Origin of the sequence: uncultured Sphingomonas sp., from assembly GCF_913777625.1 — a bacterium.
GTDB lineage: Bacteria > Pseudomonadota > Alphaproteobacteria > Sphingomonadales > Sphingomonadaceae > Sphingomonas.
This window is the reverse complement of the sequence record NZ_CAJYTI010000007.1, coordinates 38,463-57,448: the sequence shown is the minus strand read 5'-3', so window position 1 is coordinate 57,448 and position 18,986 is coordinate 38,463. Positions and strand designations below refer to the sequence as shown.

The window sequence follows — 18,986 nt, the reverse complement described above, 5'->3', positions numbered from 1 at the left end:
TATTTTTATCCCGCCATGCCACCCTGCGCGCGCAGAAAGGCGTCGTGCACGGGCATGCGGGTAGCAGCGAGCGCGGTCACCTCGGCGATGCGCGCCAGCCTTGCGCGTGCATCCTCGCGCGCCATGCCGTCGGCGATCGGGTCATAGCCGGTCGGATCGATCCCCTGCCCATGCAGCACCGCGAGCCAGCTGGTCTTGGAAAACAGCTCGTCCGCCTCGCGATAGAGGCGCCCGCTGGCGCGGTAGATGGCGATGCGTTCGGCCAGGCTGTCCGGCAGCGCCATGGTGCGAAGGCGCCGCCAATAGTCGGTGTCGTCGCGGGCGGTGGCGTGGAAATGCAGGATGAGAAAGTCTCGGATGGTTTCGAACTCGGTCGCCATCAGCCGGTTGTAGCGACGGATATCGGCGGGCGTGCCACCGCCTACCGGCAGCATCTCCAGCAGCCGCGCGATGCCCGCTTGGACGAGATGGATGCTGGTCGATTCCAGCGGTTCGAGAAAGCCGCTGGCGAGCCCGAGTGCCACGCAATTCCGCTCCCAGAACCGGGCCCTGCGCCCCGTCTCGAAGCGCAGCAGCCGGGGCTCCGCCAGGGCTGCACCCTCGATATTGCTAAGCAATAGCGCTTCTGCGGCCGCATCCGAACAGTGCTCGCTCGCATATACCAGGCCGTTGCCGACGCGGTGCTGGAGCGGGATCCGCCACTGCCAGCCGACGCCGCGCGCGGTGGAGCGGGTGAAGGGCGTGCGACCCTCCGGCCCCAGCGCACACGGTACGGCGACCGCGCGATCATTGGGCAACCACTGCCCCCAATGCTCGAACGGGACGCCGAGCGTTTCACCAAGCAGGTACGAACGGAATCCCGAGCAATCGACATAGAAATCGGCGCCGATCTCCACGCCGGACTCCAGCACGACCGCGGCAATGCCGCCATCCTCGGCCCGCTGGACGCCGACGATCCGTCCTTCCTGCCGCCGGACGCCCCATTGCTCGGCCTTTCCGCGCAGAAACCCGGCATAGAGCGCCGCGTCGAAATGATAGGCATAGCCGATATGGGCCAAGGGGTTGTTGCCGCTCGTCACCGGCGGCTGGAAGCGTCCGAGCCGGGCAGCCGCCGCACAGATCGAATAGACTTCCAGAGGCGCCGCATCTCCATCCAGGCGCGCGCGCTGCCAGATCGCCTCGAAAGGGATCGCGCCGAAATCGACCCCGTGCGTTCCAAATGGGTGAAAGTACCGCCTGCCCTCCGTGCGCCAGTCGACGAACTCGATGCCCAGCTTGGCCGTCGCCCTGGTCGCGCGGAGGAATTCGGCTTCGTCAATCCCGAGCAGTGCGTTGAAGGCCTGGATCGGCGGGATCGTCGCTTCCCCGACCCCCACCGTCCCGATCGCCTCGGATTCGACCAGCGTGATGGCGATGGTGCGCGTGTCGAGCACGCGGGCAAGCGCGGCAGCGGCCATCCAGCCCGCCGTGCCGCCGCCGACAATGGCGATGTGCGAAAGCGGCGCGCTCATGGAACACGCCGCCCGTAACCGAGGATCTTCCGAAGAATCGTCACCTGCGCCCCCTTCGACAAAGCGCAGCCGGAGCGGTCTCTCGCCCCGGCCGCGATGCTCAGTAGGTCGCCCGCAGCGACAGGCCGAATCGCCGGTCGTTGAGTTCGTACCGCAGCGGGGCGGATGGCGTGCCGATGTAGATCCGGTTCATCCGGTTGTTGAGGTTCACCACGTCTGCCGAGACCGCGATCTGCTTGGTCAGGTTCACGCTGATCGACGCATCGAGCGAGGCATAGGGCGCGGCATATTGCGGGATGCCGTTGGCACCGCTGCCCTGGGTCTGGTCGAGATAGCTCGAGCGCCAGGTCCAGGCCACGCGCGCGGTGACCGGGCCCTTCTCGTACAGGCCGACGATGTTGTAGCTGTGCTTCGACAGCTTCTCGAGCGGCAGCTGCTGCGGGGTATTGGTACCCGCCACCGCGAAGGGGTTGGTCACGCTGGAGTCGACATAGGTGTAGTTGGCCTGGAGCCCCAGCCCGCTCAGCGGCCCGGGCAGGAAATCGAAGAACTGGTTGTAGCCGATCTCCGCGCCCTTCACCGTGCCGTTGCCGGAATTGACCTGGGTGCTGATGTCGTAGGTGACGCCGTTGAACACGCCCGTGACGATGCCGCCGGCAAGGAAGCCGTTGACCTTCTTGTAGAACAGGCCGCCGGTGAGCGACCCGCTCGGCGCGAAGTACCATTCGGCGGTCACGTCGAAATTGTCGGACCGGATCGGGTTGAGCCGCGGGTTGCCCGAACTCGCGCTCGGATGGCCGGTGACCGGGTTGATCTGGTTCGGGTTGTTGAGCGTCAGGTTGGTCGAAAGCTGATCGAAATTCGGCCGCGCCAGCCCCTTCGAATAGGCGAAGCGCATCTGGAAGGTGTCGGTCAGCTTGGCGCGGAGGTTAAAGCTGGGCAGCGCCTTGGTATAGTCCTTGCCCAGGCTGATCGGCGCCGAGGTGCCGTCATTGTTGAACTGTGTGCCGACCGAGGTGGTCTTGGTCTTCACCACGCGCACGCCGACGCCGCCGTCGAAGCTGACGCCGCCGATATCGAAGCCGTAATCGGCGATCGCCCAGCCGGTATAGGTCTTCTCGGTCTGGTGGTTGAGGTCGCCCGGCTTGAAGCTGTCCTGCGTCGTCGCGCCGAGCAGTGCGTACAGCGCCTTGGTCTGCGCCCAGACGCCGTCGCCGGCCGGGAACGCCGGGTAGAGCAGGCCACCCTTCACGGTGTTGCCGTCGAACCAGTTCTTGGACGGCCCCGGCATCGCCAGCTGCGGGTTCTTGCTCAGCGGCACCAGCGGCGTACCCGCCGGCGCGCTGCAGCTGGGGTCCGCACCGAGTGCCGTCACGCACACGCCGTGCCAGGTACCGCGCAGGTCGATGCTGTTGTCGGCATATCGCAGGCCGCCGCGCAGCTTCTTCAGGAAGCCGCCCTCGAGATCGTATTCGAGGTCGGATGCGAGGGCATAGGTATCGGCATCGTTCCGCTGCAGCGAGTCCGCGATATAGGGCGTGGTGTAGTTCGCCGGGTTGTTGAGCACGCCCTGCTGCTGCACGTCCCACCGCGGATACTTGCCGCGCAGGTCGAAATCGACGGTCAGCGGGTGCGGCGTGGTCAGCGAGGTCTGGCCCGACTGGGTGTACATCGACAGCACATGGCCGTTGCGATCGGCATTGTAATAGGAATGGAGATACTGCGCGTCGAAATTGACCTTGAGCCGGTCGGTCGGCTTCCAGGCGGCGTTCAGCGTGAAGTTCTTGCTCGCGCTCCACAATTGCTGGTCGTAGCGGCCGGTTTCGAACGCGATCGGCGCCAGCGTGCCGCTGGTCGCATAGCCTTCCTTGTTGAAGGTGAAGGTCGCCCCCGGCGCCGGCGCCGTGCCGTAGCTGGTGACATTGCCGTTGGCGTCGCGGATGTTCGAGCGGTTGCTGTAATCGTAATAATAGGCGCCGGTGCGGTTGAACCAGTATTTGGTCACCTGCGCCTGCGCCGTGATCAGCAGCGCGTCGCTGGGCTTCCACTGGATCGCGCCGGCGACGCCCAGGCGCTTGCGATCGCCCTTGTCGTCGTAGATTTCGGGGCCGTAGGGGATCTGCGCATTCGCCGGCGCACCCGCGATCGAGCCCGGCGCCACCGTGTCGAACGGGCCGATCAGCAGACCGTCCTGGCGATACTGGCTCTTGGAATAGACGGCGTTGATCAGCACGCCGAGTTCGCCCTCGCCCACCTTGAAGCGGTTGCTGTACAGGCCCGACACGGCATAGCCGGGCTTGTCGGCGCGGTCGTAATAGTTGCCGCGAACGGTGGCGCTGATCACCTGGCCGGGGGAATCGAACGGCTTGCGGGTGCGCAGATTGACCGCGCCGCCCACGCCGCCTTCGATGATGTTGGCGGGCGCATTCTTATAGACGTCGATGCCCGAAAGCAGTTCCGGCGGCACGCCTTCCAGGTCGAACGCGCGGCCGCCCGACGCGGAATAGACCGCGCGGCCGTCGAGGAAATTCTGCACCTGGGTGAGGCCGCGCACGGTGATCGCCGGCTGGGTGCGGTGGTCGAAGTCGGTCGCGCCCTCGCCGTAGCGACGCTGGATCTGCACGCCGGTGATCCGCTGCAGCGCTTCGGTGGTGTTCGCGTCCGGCAGCTTGCCGATGTCCTGCGCCTGCACCGAATCGACGATCTGGTCGGCATTGCGCTTCAGCGCAGCAGCGGAGCGAAGGCTCTCGCGCACGCCGGTGACGACGATTTCTTCCGGGCCCTGGTCTCCCGCCTGCGCGCCGCCCTGTTGCTGGGCAAAGGCCGGCGCCGAACCTGCGACGGCAAGCGCGATCACGGACGCGCCAAACAACGAAATTCGCGTGTTCACCCTCATCTGATCCTCCCTCATCCCTGGCCTGCGTGCCGCGCCTTCGCGCGTGCCTCGACCAGTTGTCTGACAATATACCGAGCTTCAATTGTAAGACAAGTATGATTCGCGTTGCGTTCATTTCCTGGGTGGTGTCGAGGGCGAAGAGCGACCAAGATCGGTCGGGAAAGCAGGGGGAACAGGATTGGCAGGCGAGAAAAAGCGCAGCCCCGCACATCGATCGATCGCGCGCACACTGGGGATCGCGATCGTTACCGGCACGTACCCTCCCGGGGCTATATTGCCGGGCGAATTCGAGCTGGCGGAGACCCGCGCGGTTTCCCGCAGCGTGGTGCGCGAGGCGCTGCGCATTTTGGCAGCAAAAGGCTTGATCGAGAGCCGGCCCAAGGCCGGCACCCGGATCCGCAACCGCGGCGACTGGAACCTGCTCGATCCGGACATCCTCGCCTGGATGTTCGAGGCCGAACCGCCGGTCGCCTTTGTCGAGAACCTGTTCCAGCTCCGCATGATCGTGGAGCCTGCCGCCGCAGAACTCGCTGCGACGTGCCGCACGACCCGCCAGATCGGGCGGATGGGGCACGCGCTGGAGATCATGGAGGAAATGGGGCTGGCCACGGCGGAAGGTCAGGCCGCCGACCAGCAGTTCCACAACATCCTGCTCGAGGCGACCGGCAACGACCTGCTGGTCAGCCTCTCCGGCAGCATCGGCACCGCCGTGCGCGCGACCGCGCTGTTCAAGGCGCGTAAGGCGAAGCAGTTGCGGGACTCAATTCCGCTGCACCGCGACCTGTTCTCGGCCATCACCGATGGCGATGCCAAGGCCGCAAAGGCAGCGTGCATCACGCTGATCCTGCAGGCGCACGAGGATACCGAATTGTCGCTGAAACCCTGAGCCAACTCCGTTGACGCTCCCTCCCCGGCTGTTTAGTCAGACAAAAAAGGGAGGCACGGATGCGCGAAGGCACTCACATCGATCGGCGCGGTCTTCTACAGGGTGCGGCTGTGCTGGGAGGCTTGGCCGCTGCGCCCGCCGCCGGCGCCACTGCCAAGACCCCGCTGCTGGCCCCTACCCCGCCAATGGGCTGGAACAGCTGGAACAGCTTTGCCACGACCATCACGGAAGCGCAGGCGCTGGAGACCGCGACGATCCAGGCGCGCGAGCTACTGCCGTTCGGCTACACGATCTTCACCATCGACATCCAATGGTACGAGCCCGAGGCGAGCAGCTACACCTATAGCGCGAAGCCGGCGCCGACATTGGATGCATATGGCCGCCTGCTCCCCGCGCCCAACCGCTTCCCCTCCGCCGCGAACGGCAAGGGCTTCGCGACGATCGCAGCCAAGGTCCATGCGCTCGGCATGAAGTTCGGCGTGCACCTGATGCGCGGCATTCCCAGGCTGGCGGTGGAGCGGAACCTGCCAGTGCTCGGCACCACCGGCATCCGCGCCGCCGATATTGCCGACAGGTCGAGCATCTGCCCGTGGAACCCGGACATGTACGGCGTCGACATGCGCAAGTCCGGCGCCCAGGCCTATTATGACAGTGTCTTCGCGCTGCTCGCCGCCTGGGGCGTCGACTTCGTCAAGATGGACGACATGAGCCGGCCCTATGACGCCCATGCCCCCGAAATCGAGGCGGCGGCCAAGGCGATCAAGGCGAGCGGGCGGCCGATCCTGCTAAGCCTCTCGCCCGGCGAAACGCCCGTGCCGCGTGCCGACCATGTTGCCCGGCACGCGCAGATGTGGCGCATCTCCGACGATTTCTGGGACGACTGGAAGATGCTGGAGGCGCAGTTCACCCGGCTCGCGAATTGGAGCCCCCACGCCCGCCCCGGCGCCTGGCCCGACGCCGACATGCTGCCGCTCGGTCGGCTCGCCCTCGGGCAGCGCGACACCAAGTTCACGCCCGACGAGCAGCGTACGCTGATGACCCTGTGGTCGATCGCGCGCTCGCCGCTGATCATGGGCGGCGACCTGCGCCATCTCGATGCGCCCACCCGCGCGCTGCTCACCAACCGCGAGGTGCTCGCCGTGAACCAGGCGAGCAGCGACAACCGGCCCTGGTTCGTCGCCGACGATCGCCGGGTGTGGACCGCGCGTGCAAACACCGGCGGCCACTATGTCGCGCTGTTCAACACGGGCGAAAAGACTGGCGAGGCGGCGTTCGACCTGCGGCTGCTCGGCCTGTCAGGCAGGGTGCAGGTCCGCAACCTGTGGGAGGGCAAGGACGAAGGACCCAGCCCGCTCCGCCTCACCCGCACGCTGCCGCCCCATGGTGCCGCCCTCTACCGAGTGATCCCGGCATGATCCGTACTTTTGCCCTGTCGCTGCTGCTGGCAGCCTCCCCCACCGCGCTCGCACAGACCATCCCCCCGCCCCCTGCCGCCGAGCCGGCGGTGACGGTGACGGTGACGCTACGGCCCGATCTCCAGCGGCCGGGTCAACCCTTCGAGGGCTGGGGCACCGCGCTTGCCTGGTTCGCCCACGTCACCGGCGGCTATCCCGATCCGGTGCGCGAGAAGCTCGCCGACCTGTTCTATGGACCCCAGGGGCTCGGCTGGACGATCGCGCGGTACAATATCGGCGGCGGCGACGCACCCGAGACCAAGCCCTATCTTCGGCCTGGCGCGGATGTGCCAGGCTTCTGGCGCCGTCCCGCAGGCGCTACGGGCACGGACTGGTGGAACCCCGCCGATCCGGCGATGTGGGACTGGTCGGCCGATGCCAACCAGCGCTGGTGGCTGGATGCGATCCGCCGCCGGGTGAAGGCGCCGATCTTCGAGGCCTTTTCCAACTCTCCGCCCTGGTTCATGACCGTCAGCGGCAAGGTCTCGGGCGCCGAGAAGGGCACCGACGACAACCTCCGCCCCGGCCAGGAAGCGCGCTTCGCCGAGTATCTGGCGATCGTGGTGGACAGGCTGCAACAGGCACACGGCATCACCTTTCGCACGCTGTCGCCGGTGAACGAGCCGAACACCGACTATTGGTTCGCCGCCAATACCCAGGAGGGCGCGCACTGGAGCCCGGCGCGGCAGGCGATGATGATCGATGCCGCCGATCGTGCGCTCAAGGCCCATGGCCTGAAAACCGTGATCGCCGCGCCGGACGAGACCAATTCGCACCTCTTCGTTCGCGACTGGCAGGGCTATCCGGCGGCGACGCGGGCGCGGATCGGCCAGCTCAACGTCCACAGCTACGGCACCATCCACCAGACCGCGGTGCGCGACATCGCCCGCGCGCACGGCATCCGGCTGTGGATGAGCGAGAACGACACCCCGCTCGACAAGGACCCGGAGAATTTCGACGGCATGGCCTCGCCGCTGGCCTTCGCCGAGCATGTCGTCCACGACCTCAAGCGGCTGGAGCCGGTCGCCTGGGTGTTCTGGCAGGCGGTGGAGCGCCAGAGCAGCGACAAGGGCGACGGCAGCGCAGGCGGCAGCAACTGGGGGCTGGTGAAGATGGCCTATACCCCCGCCGACGCCAGCGCGCATCCGATCCACCTCACCCGCAAATATTGGGCGATGGCGCAGTTCAGCCGCTACATCCGGCCGGGCTATCGGCTGGTGCCGGTGGACGACGACGACACGGTCGGCGCGGTGGCGCCCGACGGCAAGCGGCTGGTGCTGGTGCACGTCAATGGCGGCGTGGTGCCGCGACAGCTGCGTATCGGCGTGGCGGGTGCGCGGGTGGTCGAGCGGATCGTGACCGACGCGACGCACGATGCGGCGGCGGTGCAGGCGGTGGCGCTGGCGGAGCCCGGGGCCATCACGACGCTGGTAGTGGCGCTGCGCTGAGTCTGAATATTCTCCCCCGGAGGAGGAGGGGGACCGCCGCCACGGGCGGTGGTGGAGGGGTGTCCCGGCTGGGCAGGTGTACGACACACTGGCGTCTACACCCCTCCGTCGCGCTTCGCGCGCCACCTGCCCTTCCAGGGGAGGATGGAAGACCCTCAAAGAAAAAGGGCCGGAACGTTCGTTCCGGCCCCTTTCAGATCACTCGGCGTCGGCCTTCTTCTTGGCCGCTGCCTTTTTCGGCTTCGGCGCGGCTTCCTCGCCCTCGCCTTCGGCCTTCGCAGCCTTCTTGGCCGGCTTCTTCACCGGTTCGGCATCGCCCTCGGCGGCCGGCTCGGCGTCTTCGGCCTTGGCCTTCTTGGCAGCCGGCTTCTTGGCAGGCTTGGCGTCCTCACCGGCCTCGTCCGAAGCCTCGGCCTTCTTGCCCTTCTTCGGCTTGTGGTTGTCGTGATCGTGGACGTGGGTGCCCGAGGCGAAACCGTCTTCGCTCTCGATCGCGGCTTCCAGCTCTTCCTTGGTCACTTCGCGATCGGTGATCTCGGCCTTGTCGAACAGGAAGTCGACGACCTTGTCCTCGAACAGCGGGGCGCGCAGCTGGGCAGCTGCCATCGGCTCCTGCTGGACATACTGGATGAAGCGCTGGCGATCCTGCGGGCCGTACTGCTGAGCGGCCTGCGCGATCAGGCGGTTCATTTCCTGCGCGGTCACTTCGACGCCGTTGGCGGTGCCGATCTCGCTGAGCAGCAGGCCCAGGCGCACGCGGCGCTCGGCGATTGCACGATATTCGTCGCGCTCGCCTTCCAGCTCGGCCAGGGCCGCGGCCGGATCTTCCTCATGCTCGGTCTCGTGGACGAGCTGGTGCCAGATCTGGTCGAACTCGGCTTCCACCATCGACGGCGGGACCGGGAAGTCATGGCCGGCGGCGAGCTGGTCGAGCAGCTTGCGCTTCATGTGGGTGCGGGTCAGGCCGTTGAGCTGCTGCTCGATCTGGCCCTTCAGCAGGCCGGTCAGCTGCTCCAGGTCCTGGAGGCCGAACGCCTTCGCCATGTCGTCGTCGATCTTGGTCTCGCCGGCGGTCTGCACGGCGGTGATCTTGACGTCGAAGGTCGCGGCCTTGCCGGCCAGATCCTTGGCGCCGTAATCTTCCGGGAAAGTGACGTTGAGCTGCTTCTCGTCGCCGACCTTCACGCCTTCGAGCTGCTCCTCGAAGCCCGGGATCAGGCGGCCCGAGCCGAGCTCGACGGCCATGCCCTCGCCGGTGCCGCCGTCAAAGGCGACGCCGTCGACCTTGCCGACGAAGTCCATGACGACCTGGTCGCCCTTGGTCGCCGCATGGCCCTCGGCCGCATCGTCGAAGCGCTTCTGCTGGTTGGCGAGCTGCTGGAGCTGCTCCTGCACTTCCTCGTCCTTGACCGGCACGGTCAGGCGCTCGAGCTTCAGGCCGTCGATCGAGGGCGTCGGAACGTCCGGGAGCACTTCCAGCTCGACCTTCACTTCCGCGTCGCCGCCCGGGGCATAGTCGCCCTCGAGGCTGACCGAGGGCTGCATTGCCGGGCGCAGCTTGTGATCGGCGATCAGCTGCTGGATGCCGTCCTGGATCGAGCTGTTGAGCGCGTCCTGCGCGAGCGCTTCGCCGTGCATCTTGCGGACCAGATTGGTCGGCACCTTGCCCGGGCGGAAGCCCGGCATGCGAATCTGCGGCGCGACCCGCTTGACCTCGGCATCGACCTTCGAGTCGATTTCCTGGGCGGTGATCTTCAGCGTGAAGGCGCGCTTCAGGCCCTCGTTCAACGTCTCGACAGTCTGCATTCTCACGCTTTCTAAAAGAATTCGGAATTGCGGTGTACCACACATCAGCCGCGAGGACTGGTGCGGGCGAAGGGAGTCGAACCCCCACATCTTTCGATACTGGAACCTAAATCCAGCGCGTCTACCAGTTCCGCCACGCCCGCAGGGGACACCGCCGGTCGGCGGGCTCTATAGCAGTCATGGGGTTGGGGGCAAGCACGAAGCAACGTTTGGGTGTCGCGAGGCGTTGGAGCTGAAACGAACAGGAGAAGTTTCATGCCGGTAGAGCCCCCCATCCAGCCTACCACGCCGCCTGCGGAAGCACCCGCGCCGAATCCGGGTCAGCCGGGCGGGCCGCCGCCCGAGATCGCTCCGCCCGGCCCCGATATCGACGTGCCTGCACCCGAGACCACGCCCAGCATCGACCCCGGCATCACTCCGGGCCAGCCCGTCGCCTGAACCCTGAAGGAAATGCATATGCCTGATCCCACCAACGACCGCGAAGATCCCCGCTCCGACATCCAGCAGGCCGTTGAGGCACGCTCCGACGCCGCCGATGCCGCCGCCAAGGACGGCCTGCCGCTGAAGCGGGCCGTGCCGCTGGGTGCCGGCGGCGAGAACGGCGCCGACGGCGTCGTGAAGAACCAGGATCTCAACCAGCAATAAGCCCCGCGACCGGAGCCGAGCCGCCACGATGATCGAACGCCATCTACTCAAACTGCGCCTTCGCGACACGATCAGCGCGGAGGAGGAAGCGGCGATCCGCGAGACGATCGTCGATACCGTCGTCCACCCCGCCGGCCGCACCATCGTGCGCGCCGGCGAGGAACTCAATTACTCCACGCTGCTGCTCGACGGACTGGTCGGCCGGTACAAGGACCTCAAGAACGGCCAGCGCCAGATCACCCATGTGCATGTCGCGGGTGATTTCGCCGATCTCCACGGCTTCACCCTAAAGCGCCTGGACCATGCGCTGCTGGCGCTGACTCCGTGCACCATCGCCCGTTCGTCGCATACGCGGCTCCGTAAGATCACCGAGACGATGCCGCACCTGACGCGGGTGATGTGGTATTCGACGAACGTCGACGCCGCAATCCACCGGGAATGGGAAGTGTCGCTGGGCCGCCGTTCGGCCATCCAGCGTGCCGCCCACCTGTTTTGTGAACTGCATGTGCGGCTCGGCGTCGTCGGTCTCGCCGAAGCGGACGGGTATGCGCTGGCCATGAGCCAGGCCGAGCTGGCCGAATGCCTGGGCCTCACGCCCGTGCATGTGAACCGCGTGCTGCGTGAACTGCGCGAGCGCGGGTTGGTCGAGTTCCGCGCCGGCCGCGTCTCGTTCCAGGACCTGTCGGGCCTCAAGCGACTCGCCGAATTCGATCCCGGCTATCTCTATCTCGACCCGCAGGCGCTTTGACGCCCCTCAACCGGCGATGCGCCGCGCCGAGGAGATCTTCACCGGTGCTTCGGGCACCTCGCCCTTGAAACTGCCCATGATCGTCTTTGTCGGCGAGGTCGGTGCGTCGAAGATCTTGAGCAGCACCTCCTTGCCCTCGATCACCCGGCCGAACGCGGCATAGCCGAGATTGTCGCCGGGCTTGCTCGGGTCCGCATCGAACGACGGCTGGTCCCCGACCATGATGGTGAACTCGCCGCGCGCACTGCCGGGGGCGAGGCGCGGCAGCGAAAGCGTGCCGTCCAGATGCTTGACGCCGGTTTCGCTGGTCGGCTCATGCTTGATCGGCGGGAACATCTTCGCGGCTGCGTTCTGGATACCGAACTGGACGAAGCCGAAATGGTCGGCCGGCTTGACCGTGCGGTAGAACACCACCCCGTCCAGCCGCTTGGTATCGACATAGCGCAGGAAGTTGCGCGCGGAGACGGGCGCCTTGTCGAGATACACCTCCACCACCATCCGGCCGGCACTGGTTTCCAGCGCGACCTTCGGGTTGGCAGGTGGGGATGCCGGCGCGGGCGCGGTCTGCGCCGAAGCGGCCAGCGGAACCAGGCACAGGGCCAGGACGACCAGTCGACGCAGCATCCCCTCGCCTCCCTTAGCTCAGCGCCTTCTTGAGCAGCTCGTTGACCACCGCCGGGTTGGCCTTGCCCGCCATCGCCTTCATCGTCTGGCCGACGAAGAAGCCGAACAGCGCCTCCTTGCCGGCGCGGTACTGCTCGAGCTGGTTCGGGTTCTTGGCCAGGATCTCGGCGATCACGGCCTCGATCGCGCCGGTGTCGCTGGTCTGCTTCATGCCCCGCTCTTCGACGATCTTGCCCGGCGCATCGCCGGTCTCGAGCATGATCTCGAACACCTGCTTGCCCAGCGTGTTCGAGATGGTGCCGTCGGCGACCAGCGCGAGCAGCTCGGCGCCCTGTTCGGGGCTGACCGGGCTTTCGTCGATGCCCTTGCCGAGGCGGTTGAGCGCCCCGTACAGGTCCGAGAGCAGCCAGTTGGCCGCCGCGCGGGCGACTTCCTGCTCGCCCTTCTTCTGGATGCGCGCGCTCTCGGCGAGCAGCGCCTCGAACCAGCGTGCCGTCTCCGCCTCGGCGGTCAGCACAGCAGCGTTATAGGCGCTGAGCCCCAGCGACTCCTCGTAGCGGCGGCGCTTGGCGTCGGGCAGCTCGGGCAGGCTGGCGCGGCATTCCTCGAGGAACGCATCGTCCAGCTCCAGCGGCAGCAGGTCGGGATCGGGGAAGTAGCGATAGTCCTGCGCGTCTTCCTTCGAGCGCATCGACCGGGTCTCGCCCTTGTCCGGATCGAACAGGCGGGTTTCCTGCACGACGCGGCCGCCGCTCTCCAGCACCTCGACCTGGCGGCGGGCCTCATATTCGATCGCCTGCATCACGAAGCGGACCGAGTTGACGTTCTTGGTCTCGGTCCGCGTGCCGAGCGGATCGCCGGGCTTGCGGACGGAAACGTTGACGTCGGCGCGCATCGAGCCCTGGTCCATGTTGCCGTCGCACGAGCCGACATAGCGCAGGATCGAACGCAGCTTCGACAGGTACGCGCCCGCCTCGGCCGGCGAGGTCATGTCGGGCTTGGAGACAATCTCCATCAGCGCCACGCCGGCGCGGTTGAGGTCGACATAGGAACGCGTCGGATGCTGGTCGTGGATCAGCTTGCCGGCATCCTGCTCGACATGGATGCGCTCGACGCCGATCGCCTTCACCTCTGCTTCGGGATCCTTCTCGTCCAGGCTGATCGTGATCTGCCCCTCGCCCACCAGCGGGTGGAAGAGCTGGCTGATCTGGTAGCCCTGGGGGTTGTCGGCGTAGAAATAGTTCTTGCGATCGAAGCGCGACCATTTGTTGATCACCGCGCCGATCGCCATGCCGCTGCGCACCGCCTGGCGGATGCACTCGCCGTTGAGCACCGGCAGCATGCCCGGCATCGCGGCGTCGACCAGGCTGACCTGGCTGTTCGGCTCGGCCCCGAATGCGGTCGCCGCGCCGGAAAACAGCTTGGCCTGCGACGTGATCTGGGCATGAACCTCGAGGCCGATCACGACCTCCCATTCGCCGGTGTCGCCCTGGATTCGGTAGCTCGATGCAGTCTTGGTCGCCATGTGCTCTTCACAAGGTAATGGGAATATGCGTGGCTCTGCCTATCGCGCGTCGTCGTCCTCAGGTCCAGCGCCCAATTGCGCGGCGTGCCCGAGTCGACTAGGCGCCGCCGATCGGGAAGCGTCGGGGACCATGACGGTGAAGGCTGGATTTCAGGAACGGGTTGCGGGTCTGCGGGTGGCGGTGCTGCTGCCCTGCTACAACGAAGAGGTGGCGATCGCCCGCACCGTCGAGGCATTCCGCACCAGCCTGCCCGGCGCGACGGTCTATGTGTACGACAACAACAGCCGCGACCGGACGATCGAGGTGGCGCAAGCCGCCGGCGCCGTGGTGCGCAGCGAGCGGATGCAGGGCAAGGGCAATGTCGTCCGCCGCATGTTCGCCGATATCGAGGCGGACGTGTACGTCCTCTCGGACGGCGACCTTACCTATGACGCCGATGCGGCGCCTGCGCTGATCGAGCGGCTGCTCGACGAACAGCTCGACATGGTGGTCGGCGCGCGCAAGTCCGAGGTGGAGCTGGCCTATCGGCGCGGGCACCGGTTCGGCAACCGGATGCTCACCGGCATGCTGGCGCAGCTGTTCGGCCGCAGCTTCAGCGACATCCTGTCGGGCTACCGCGTGTTCTCGCGGCGCTTCGTGAAGAGCTTTCCCGTGCTCTCCGCCGGGTTCGAGATCGAGACCGAGATCAGCATCCACGCGCTGGAACTGCGCATGCCGGTGGCGGAGATCGTCACCGCCTATGCAGCGCGGCCCGAGGGCTCGACCTCCAAGCTCTCCACCTATCGCGACGGCTGGCGGATCCTGAACACGATCGTCACGCTGTTCCGGATCGAACGGCCGATCCTGTTCTTCGGCGGCATCGCAGGCGTGCTGGCGCTGCTGGCGGTGCTGCTCGCCATCCCCCTGGCGATCACCTACTGGCACACCGGCCAGGTGCCGCGCCTGCCGACGGCGGTACTGGTCACCGGCCTGTCGATCGTCGCGACGCTGAGCTTCTTTACCGGGCTGATCCTCGACACGGTGGTGCGCGGCCGGCGCGAAGTGCGACGGCTGGCCTACCTCGCCGTGCCGATCGTGCAGGGGTAGAAAGATCCTCCCCGGCACGGGGAGGTGGGACCATTCGCGCCAGCGAATGGTGGAGGGGGCCCTCCACAAGCGAGTCCCTCGCTGCGATCCCCCTCCACCACGCTGCGGCGCAGCGCGGTCCCCCTCCCCGTTCCGGGGAGGATCTTTAGATTACCACCAGGCCTTCGGACGCGCTGCAAACCCCGCGCGCTGCTCGATCGCGAGGCCGGCGTTGAGCACGCCCTGCTCGTCGAACGGCTTGCCGATGATCTGCAGGCCCAGCGGCAGGCCCGCCGCGTCCAGCCCGCCCGGCACGCTCATAGCGGGCACGCCGGCGAGGCTCGCCGGCACGGTGAATACGTCGTTGAGATACATCGCCAGCGGATCGACCTTCTCGCCCAGCCCGAACGCCGCGCTCGGCGCCGTGGGAGTGAGCAGCAGGTCGCACTGGCTCCAGGCATTGTCGAAGTCGCGCGCGATCAGCGTGCGGACCTTCTGCGCCTGGGTGTAATAGGCGTCGTAGAAGCCTGCCGAGAGCACATAGGTGCCGATCAGGATGCGGCGCTTCACCTCGTCGCCGAAACCGGCGGCGCGGGTGGCGGCGTACATGTCCTGCAGGTTCTGGCCCTCGGCCAGCTCGCGCAGGCCATAGCGCACGCCGTCATAGCGGGCGAGGTTCGAGGAGGCCTCGGCCGGGGCGATGATGTAATAGGCCGGCAGCGCGTATTTGGTGTGCGGCAGGCTGACCTCGACGATCTCGGCGCCCGCATCCTTCAGCCAGTCGATGCCCTGCTGCCACAGCGCCTCGATCTCGGCCGGCGTGCCGTCCATCCGGTACTCGGCCGGGATGCCGACGCGCTTGCCGCGCAGATCGGCGGAGAGGCCCGCCTCCCAGGCCGGCACGGCCATGTCGAGCGAAGTCGAATCCTTGGGATCGAAGCCCGCCATCGCCTCAAGCAGGATCGCGCAGTCGCGCACGTCGTGCGCCATCGGCCCCGGCTGGTCGAGCGAGGAGGCGAATGCCACCACGCCCCAGCGCGAGCAGCGGCCATAGGTGGGCTTGATACCTGAAATGCCGGTGAACGCCGCCGGCTGGCGGATCGAGCCGCCGGTGTCGGTGCCGGTCGCCGCCGGGCAGAGCCGCGCCGCGATCGCCGCCGAGCTGCCACCCGAGGAGCCGCCGGGCGCGAGCGGCGTGGTGTCGCCCTCGCCCCGCCGCCACGGCGAGATCACGTTGCCGAAATAGCTGGTCTCGTTCGACGAGCCCATCGCGAACTGGTCGAGGTTGAGCTTGCCGAGCATGCCGGCGCCCGCGTCCCACAGCTTGTGCGAGACGGTGGATTCATACTCCGGCTTGAAGCCTTCGAGGATGCGGCTGGCGGCGGTGGTCTGCACGCCCTTGGTGGCGAACAGGTCCTTCATGCCGATCGGCACGCCGGCCAGCGGCTTGAGCGTCTCGCCCGCGGCCCGCGCCTTGTCGGCGGCGTCGGCGGCGGCCAGCGCATGCTCGGGGGTCTCGACGATGAAGGCATTGAGCGCCTTGGCACCGGCGACAGCCGTGTTGAACGCCTCGGCCACTTCGCGCGCGGAGAAGTCGCCGTCGCGCACGCCGTTGCGGATGGCGGCGACGCCCAGATCGGTCAGCGTGCTCATTCCACCACCTTCGGAACCGTGAAGAAGCCATGATCGCCCTGCGGCGCGTTCGCCAGCACGGCATCGCGCTGGTTGCCGTCCGTGATCACGTCCGGCCGCAGGCGCAGCGTGTTGGGCATCACCGCCGTCATCGGCGCGACATCCTTGGTGTCGACCTCGCCGAGCTGCTCGATCCAGCCCAGGATGTTGTTGAGTTCGGGCGCGAGGCGCTCGGCGTCGGCGTCGCTGATCGCGATACGCGCCAGGTTCGCCACTTTCTTCACGGTTGCGGTGTCTACGGACATGGCATTGCGCCTAACAGCCGAGCCGCGCCCCTTCAAGCGCCCCGATCGCGCTTCGGCACTTGCGGTTGCATCCTTCGCACGCAACACTGGCCGGAACGCGATTGCGTCCCCGCCTGTTTATGCTGCATTGCACAATGGAGAGGCCGATTGGCCCGGAAATTTCTCTATGCGGTTGCGATCCTGATCATGCTCGGCGTTGCTTCCATGTTCGCCTATCGGCTCTACGGCATCCAGCTGATGCGCCAGTTCATGGTGCCCGCCGGCGAGGTCGCCGCGCTGCCCCCGGTCACCCCGCGCGACTATGCCAGGGCGGAAATGTGGATCGCGCGGCCGGACAAGCCGGGCAACCCCGCGCTATGGACGCCCGCCGGCGAGAGCCCCGCGGCGAACCCGCGCGCAGCGCTGTTCTTCATCCACCCGACCTCGTTCCTCGATACGAAGCAGTGGAACGCGCCGCTCGACAACCCGGACGCCAACGCCCGGGCCGAGCTGTTCCTGCGCGGCCAGGCGAGCGCCTTCAACGCCAGCGCCGCGATCTGGGCACCGCGCTACCGCCAGGCGACCTTCGGCGCCTTCCTCACCAGCAAGGCGCAGGCACAGCAGGCGCTCGACTTCGCCTATCGCGACGTCGCTGCGGCGTTCGAGGAGTTCCTGCACGAGGCCGGCGACCGGCCGATCATCCTCGCCGGGCACAGCCAGGGCGCGCTCCATCTCGCGCGGCTGCTGGCGGAACGCGTCGCGGGCACGCCGGTCGCCGAGCGCGTGGTCGCCGCCTATGTCGTTGGCTGGCCGGTGTCCCTGACCGCAGACCTGCCCAAGATGGGCCTCCCCGCCTGTTCAGGGTCGGACCAGGCCGGCTGCATCCTCTCCTGGCAGAGCTTCGCCGAGCCGGCCGATCCGGCACTGATCGTCGATACCTTCGATGCGACCACCGGCTTCACCGGCCAGCCGCGCGCGGGCACCAAGATGCTGTGCACCAACCCGATCACCGGCAAGCCCGGCGACTCGGCGCCCGCCAGCGCCAATCTCGGATCGCTGATCCCGGACCTGCACCTGCAGTCGGCGCATCTGGAGCCTGGCCGCGTGCCCGCCCGCTGCGACGGGCGCGGCATCCTGACGATCGGCGCCGCCCCGCCGGACTTCGGCCAATATGTGCTGCCGGGGAACAACTATCACGTGTTCGACTACAGCCTGTTCTGGGCCAATGTCCGGGCGGATGCGGCGCGCCGGCTCGCGGCGTTCGAGAAGCGCGGGGGCTGATCAGGCGGCGATCGGTGTCTTCACCCGCCCCGCGGCGATCGCCGCGCGGGCGAGCGCGTCCGCCGCTGCATGCGGAGCCAGTCCCTGCGCTTCGGCATGGTCGAGCACCGCTGCGAGCCGCGACCCCGTCGCCTCGACACGGGCCGCTACCTCCTCCGGCGCCCAGCCGAGATACTCGCCCGCCACGTTGATGATGCCACCGGCGTTCACGACATAATCGGGGGCGTAGAGGATGCCGCGCCGCGCGAGTCGTTCGCCATCCTGCGGGGTCGCCAATTGGTTGTTCGCCGCGCCACAGATCACCGGCGCACGCACCGCGTCGACCGATTCGGCGTGGAACACCTCGCCCAGCGCGCAGGGCGCGAAGACGTCCGCCCGCGCCGCCAGCACCTGCGCGCTCGACGCCACCTCGGCGCCCGTCTCCACCGCCACCCGCGCGACCCGCTCCGAATCGACATCCGCAACGATCAGCCGCGCGCCTGCGGTATGAAGCAACTGCGCCAGCGCGTTCCCGACATGTCCCACGCCCTGGATCGCCACCGTGCAATCGCGCAGCTCGCGCCCCAGGCGGCGGCGCACGGCATGCTCCATCGCCACGAACACGCCGCGCGCGGTATGCGGCGACGGATCCCCGCCCGGCCGACCCTGGCGCTGGACCAGTCCGGCAACGTGCCGCGTCTCGCCGGCTACCACCTCCATGTCCGCGACGCCGGTGCCGACATCCTCTGCCGTGACATAGCGCCCCTCGAGCCGCGCCACCGCCCGACCAAAGGCGCGGAACAACGCCGCGCGATCGAAGTCACCCACCGGCCGCCGCAGCACCGCCTTGGCGCCGCCCAGCGGCAGGCCGGCCAGCGCGTTCTTGTAGCTCATCCCCTCGGCCAGCCGCACCGCATCGGCAAAGGCGGCCTCGCCATCGGCATAGTGCCAGAAGCGGCACCCGCCCGCCCCCGGCCCGAGCACGGTGGAATGCACCGCGATCACGCCGTCCAGTCCGGCCTCGGCATCCTTCAGCATCAACACTTCTTCGACCAGGCTCTCGTCCTGCACCCGCACCACCATCGTGAAACTCCCTTTTCGATGCGGCTAATGTGGCAGGGGTGACGAGGTGATGCTTGCCCTAGTTGGGGCGCCAGAGGCATGTTTTCGGGTTATTTTTACCCAATACGCCTCTATAGTC

16 protein-coding genes and 1 tRNA gene are annotated in these 18,986 nt (G+C 67.4%); 8 read left to right on the top strand and 9 right to left on the bottom strand.

From position 1 onward, the window contains the following. Positions 1 to 5 precede the first annotated feature (5 nt). Positions 6 to 1,511 (bottom strand): tryptophan halogenase family protein, encoded by a 1,506-nt coding sequence (locus tag QZ814_RS03740; RefSeq protein WP_294329751.1) that lies wholly within the window; start codon positions 1,509 to 1,511, stop codon positions 6 to 8. Positions 1,512 to 1,611: 100 nt separating this feature from the next. After that, entirely contained in the window at positions 1,612 to 4,368 is a 2,757-nt protein-coding gene (locus QZ814_RS03735) for a TonB-dependent receptor (protein WP_294329750.1), read from the bottom strand. Positions 4,369 to 4,585: 217 nt separating this feature from the next. Here QZ814_RS03735 and QZ814_RS03730 point away from each other — a divergent pair, with 217 nt between their 5' ends. From QZ814_RS03730 to QZ814_RS03720, 3 genes are read left to right on the top strand one after another with little or no spacing between them, the layout of a single operon-like run. Continuing rightward, positions 4,586 to 5,293 carry a FadR/GntR family transcriptional regulator gene (locus tag QZ814_RS03730; RefSeq protein WP_294329749.1) on the top strand — a complete coding sequence of 236 codons (708 nt, stop codon included), beginning with the start codon at positions 4,586 to 4,588 and terminating at the stop codon, positions 5,291 to 5,293. Positions 5,294 to 5,352: 59 nt separating this feature from the next. Further along, the gene (locus QZ814_RS03725; protein ID WP_294329748.1) at positions 5,353 to 6,708 is read left to right on the top strand and encodes a glycoside hydrolase family 27 protein; all 1,356 of its coding nucleotides are present in this window, start codon (positions 5,353 to 5,355) and stop codon (positions 6,706 to 6,708) included. Further along, the gene (locus QZ814_RS03720) at positions 6,705 to 8,195 is read left to right on the top strand and encodes a glycoside hydrolase (protein WP_294329747.1); all 1,491 of its coding nucleotides are present in this window, start codon (positions 6,705 to 6,707) and stop codon (positions 8,193 to 8,195) included. The genes QZ814_RS03725 and QZ814_RS03720 overlap by 4 nt, the downstream gene beginning before the upstream one ends. A gap of 198 nt (positions 8,196 to 8,393) precedes the next feature. On the opposite strand, the gene tig is transcribed toward QZ814_RS03720, so the two are convergent. Together tig and QZ814_RS03710 are read right to left on the bottom strand one after the other, a co-directional pair. Further along, complete coding sequence (gene tig, locus QZ814_RS03715) at positions 8,394 to 10,001, bottom strand: trigger factor (RefSeq protein ID WP_294329746.1); 1,608 nt, start codon at positions 9,999 to 10,001, stop codon at positions 8,394 to 8,396. A 58-nt stretch (positions 10,002 to 10,059) separates the two neighbouring features. Then, positions 10,060 to 10,144: transfer RNA gene (locus QZ814_RS03710), tRNA-Leu, on the bottom strand. A gap of 112 nt (positions 10,145 to 10,256) precedes the next feature. On the opposite strand from QZ814_RS03710, the gene QZ814_RS03705 reads away from it, so the two are divergent. From QZ814_RS03705 to QZ814_RS03695, 3 genes are read left to right on the top strand one after another with little or no spacing between them, the layout of a single operon-like run. After that, on the top strand, positions 10,257 to 10,439 hold the full coding sequence (locus tag QZ814_RS03705; protein WP_294329745.1) for a hypothetical protein: 183 nt from the start codon (positions 10,257 to 10,259) through the stop codon (positions 10,437 to 10,439). Between the two features lie 18 nt (positions 10,440 to 10,457). Next, a complete protein-coding gene (locus QZ814_RS03700) occupies positions 10,458 to 10,646 on the top strand; it encodes a hypothetical protein (RefSeq protein ID WP_294329744.1) in 189 nt (62 codons plus the stop codon). A gap of 28 nt (positions 10,647 to 10,674) precedes the next feature. After that, positions 10,675 to 11,394 carry a Crp/Fnr family transcriptional regulator gene (locus QZ814_RS03695; RefSeq protein ID WP_294329743.1) on the top strand — a complete coding sequence of 240 codons (720 nt, stop codon included), beginning with the start codon at positions 10,675 to 10,677 and terminating at the stop codon, positions 11,392 to 11,394. A 6-nt stretch (positions 11,395 to 11,400) separates the two neighbouring features. Here the strand turns inward: QZ814_RS03695 and QZ814_RS03690 are convergent, their stop codons facing one another. Next, complete coding sequence (locus QZ814_RS03690; RefSeq protein ID WP_294329742.1) at positions 11,401 to 12,018, bottom strand: peptidylprolyl isomerase; 618 nt, start codon at positions 12,016 to 12,018, stop codon at positions 11,401 to 11,403. A gap of 13 nt (positions 12,019 to 12,031) precedes the next feature. Beyond that, the gene (gene gatB / locus QZ814_RS03685) at positions 12,032 to 13,543 is read right to left on the bottom strand and encodes an Asp-tRNA(Asn)/Glu-tRNA(Gln) amidotransferase subunit GatB (protein ID WP_294329741.1); all 1,512 of its coding nucleotides are present in this window, start codon (positions 13,541 to 13,543) and stop codon (positions 12,032 to 12,034) included. A gap of 130 nt (positions 13,544 to 13,673) precedes the next feature. On the opposite strand from gatB, the gene QZ814_RS03680 reads away from it, so the two are divergent. Next, the gene (locus QZ814_RS03680) at positions 13,674 to 14,630 is read left to right on the top strand and encodes a glycosyltransferase family 2 protein (protein WP_294329740.1); all 957 of its coding nucleotides are present in this window, start codon (positions 13,674 to 13,676) and stop codon (positions 14,628 to 14,630) included. A gap of 150 nt (positions 14,631 to 14,780) precedes the next feature. Here QZ814_RS03680 and gatA read toward each other — a convergent pair whose 3' ends face one another. Both gatA and gatC read right to left on the bottom strand, forming a co-directional pair. Then, positions 14,781 to 16,262 (bottom strand): Asp-tRNA(Asn)/Glu-tRNA(Gln) amidotransferase subunit GatA, encoded by a 1,482-nt coding sequence (gene gatA / locus QZ814_RS03675; protein ID WP_294329739.1) that lies wholly within the window; start codon positions 16,260 to 16,262, stop codon positions 14,781 to 14,783. Further along, positions 16,259 to 16,546, bottom strand: coding sequence for an Asp-tRNA(Asn)/Glu-tRNA(Gln) amidotransferase subunit GatC (gene gatC, locus QZ814_RS03670; protein WP_294329738.1), 288 nt, complete (start codon positions 16,544 to 16,546; stop codon positions 16,259 to 16,261). The genes gatA and gatC overlap by 4 nt, the downstream gene beginning before the upstream one ends. 147 nt (positions 16,547 to 16,693) lie before the next feature. On the opposite strand from gatC, the gene QZ814_RS03665 reads away from it, so the two are divergent. Then, positions 16,694 to 17,806 carry a DUF3089 domain-containing protein gene (locus tag QZ814_RS03665; RefSeq protein WP_294329737.1) on the top strand — a complete coding sequence of 371 codons (1,113 nt, stop codon included), beginning with the start codon at positions 16,694 to 16,696 and terminating at the stop codon, positions 17,804 to 17,806. Here QZ814_RS03665 and QZ814_RS03660 read toward each other — a convergent pair whose 3' ends face one another. Continuing rightward, the gene (locus QZ814_RS03660; protein ID WP_294329736.1) at positions 17,807 to 18,868 is read right to left on the bottom strand and encodes a Glu/Leu/Phe/Val dehydrogenase dimerization domain-containing protein; all 1,062 of its coding nucleotides are present in this window, start codon (positions 18,866 to 18,868) and stop codon (positions 17,807 to 17,809) included. Positions 18,869 to 18,986: the final 118 nt, after the last annotated feature.

Bases quoted from the DNA above. Each gene is read 5' to 3' on its own strand.
- QZ814_RS03740 (WP_294329751.1), bottom strand. From the start codon at position 1,511: ATGAGCGCGCCGCTTTCGCACATCGCCATTGTCGGCGGCGGCACGGCG.
- QZ814_RS03725 (WP_294329748.1), top strand. From the start codon at position 5,353: ATGCGCGAAGGCACTCACATCGATCGGCGCGGTCTTCTACAGGGTGCG.
- QZ814_RS03720 (WP_294329747.1), top strand. From the start codon at position 6,705: ATGATCCGTACTTTTGCCCTGTCGCTGCTGCTGGCAGCCTCCCCCACC.
- tig (WP_294329746.1), bottom strand. From the start codon at position 10,001: ATGCAGACTGTCGAGACGTTGAACGAGGGCCTGAAGCGCGCCTTCACG.
- QZ814_RS03705 (WP_294329745.1), top strand. From the start codon at position 10,257: ATGCCGGTAGAGCCCCCCATCCAGCCTACCACGCCGCCTGCGGAAGCA.
- QZ814_RS03700 (WP_294329744.1), top strand. From the start codon at position 10,458: ATGCCTGATCCCACCAACGACCGCGAAGATCCCCGCTCCGACATCCAG.
- QZ814_RS03695 (WP_294329743.1), top strand. From the start codon at position 10,675: ATGATCGAACGCCATCTACTCAAACTGCGCCTTCGCGACACGATCAGC.
- QZ814_RS03690 (WP_294329742.1), bottom strand. From the start codon at position 12,018: ATGCTGCGTCGACTGGTCGTCCTGGCCCTGTGCCTGGTTCCGCTGGCC.
- gatB (WP_294329741.1), bottom strand. From the start codon at position 13,543: ATGGCGACCAAGACTGCATCGAGCTACCGAATCCAGGGCGACACCGGC.
- QZ814_RS03680 (WP_294329740.1), top strand. From the start codon at position 13,674: ATGACGGTGAAGGCTGGATTTCAGGAACGGGTTGCGGGTCTGCGGGTG.
- gatA (WP_294329739.1), bottom strand. From the start codon at position 16,262: ATGAGCACGCTGACCGATCTGGGCGTCGCCGCCATCCGCAACGGCGTG.
- gatC (WP_294329738.1), bottom strand. From the start codon at position 16,546: ATGTCCGTAGACACCGCAACCGTGAAGAAAGTGGCGAACCTGGCGCGT.
- QZ814_RS03660 (WP_294329736.1), bottom strand. From the start codon at position 18,868: ATGGTGGTGCGGGTGCAGGACGAGAGCCTGGTCGAAGAAGTGTTGATG.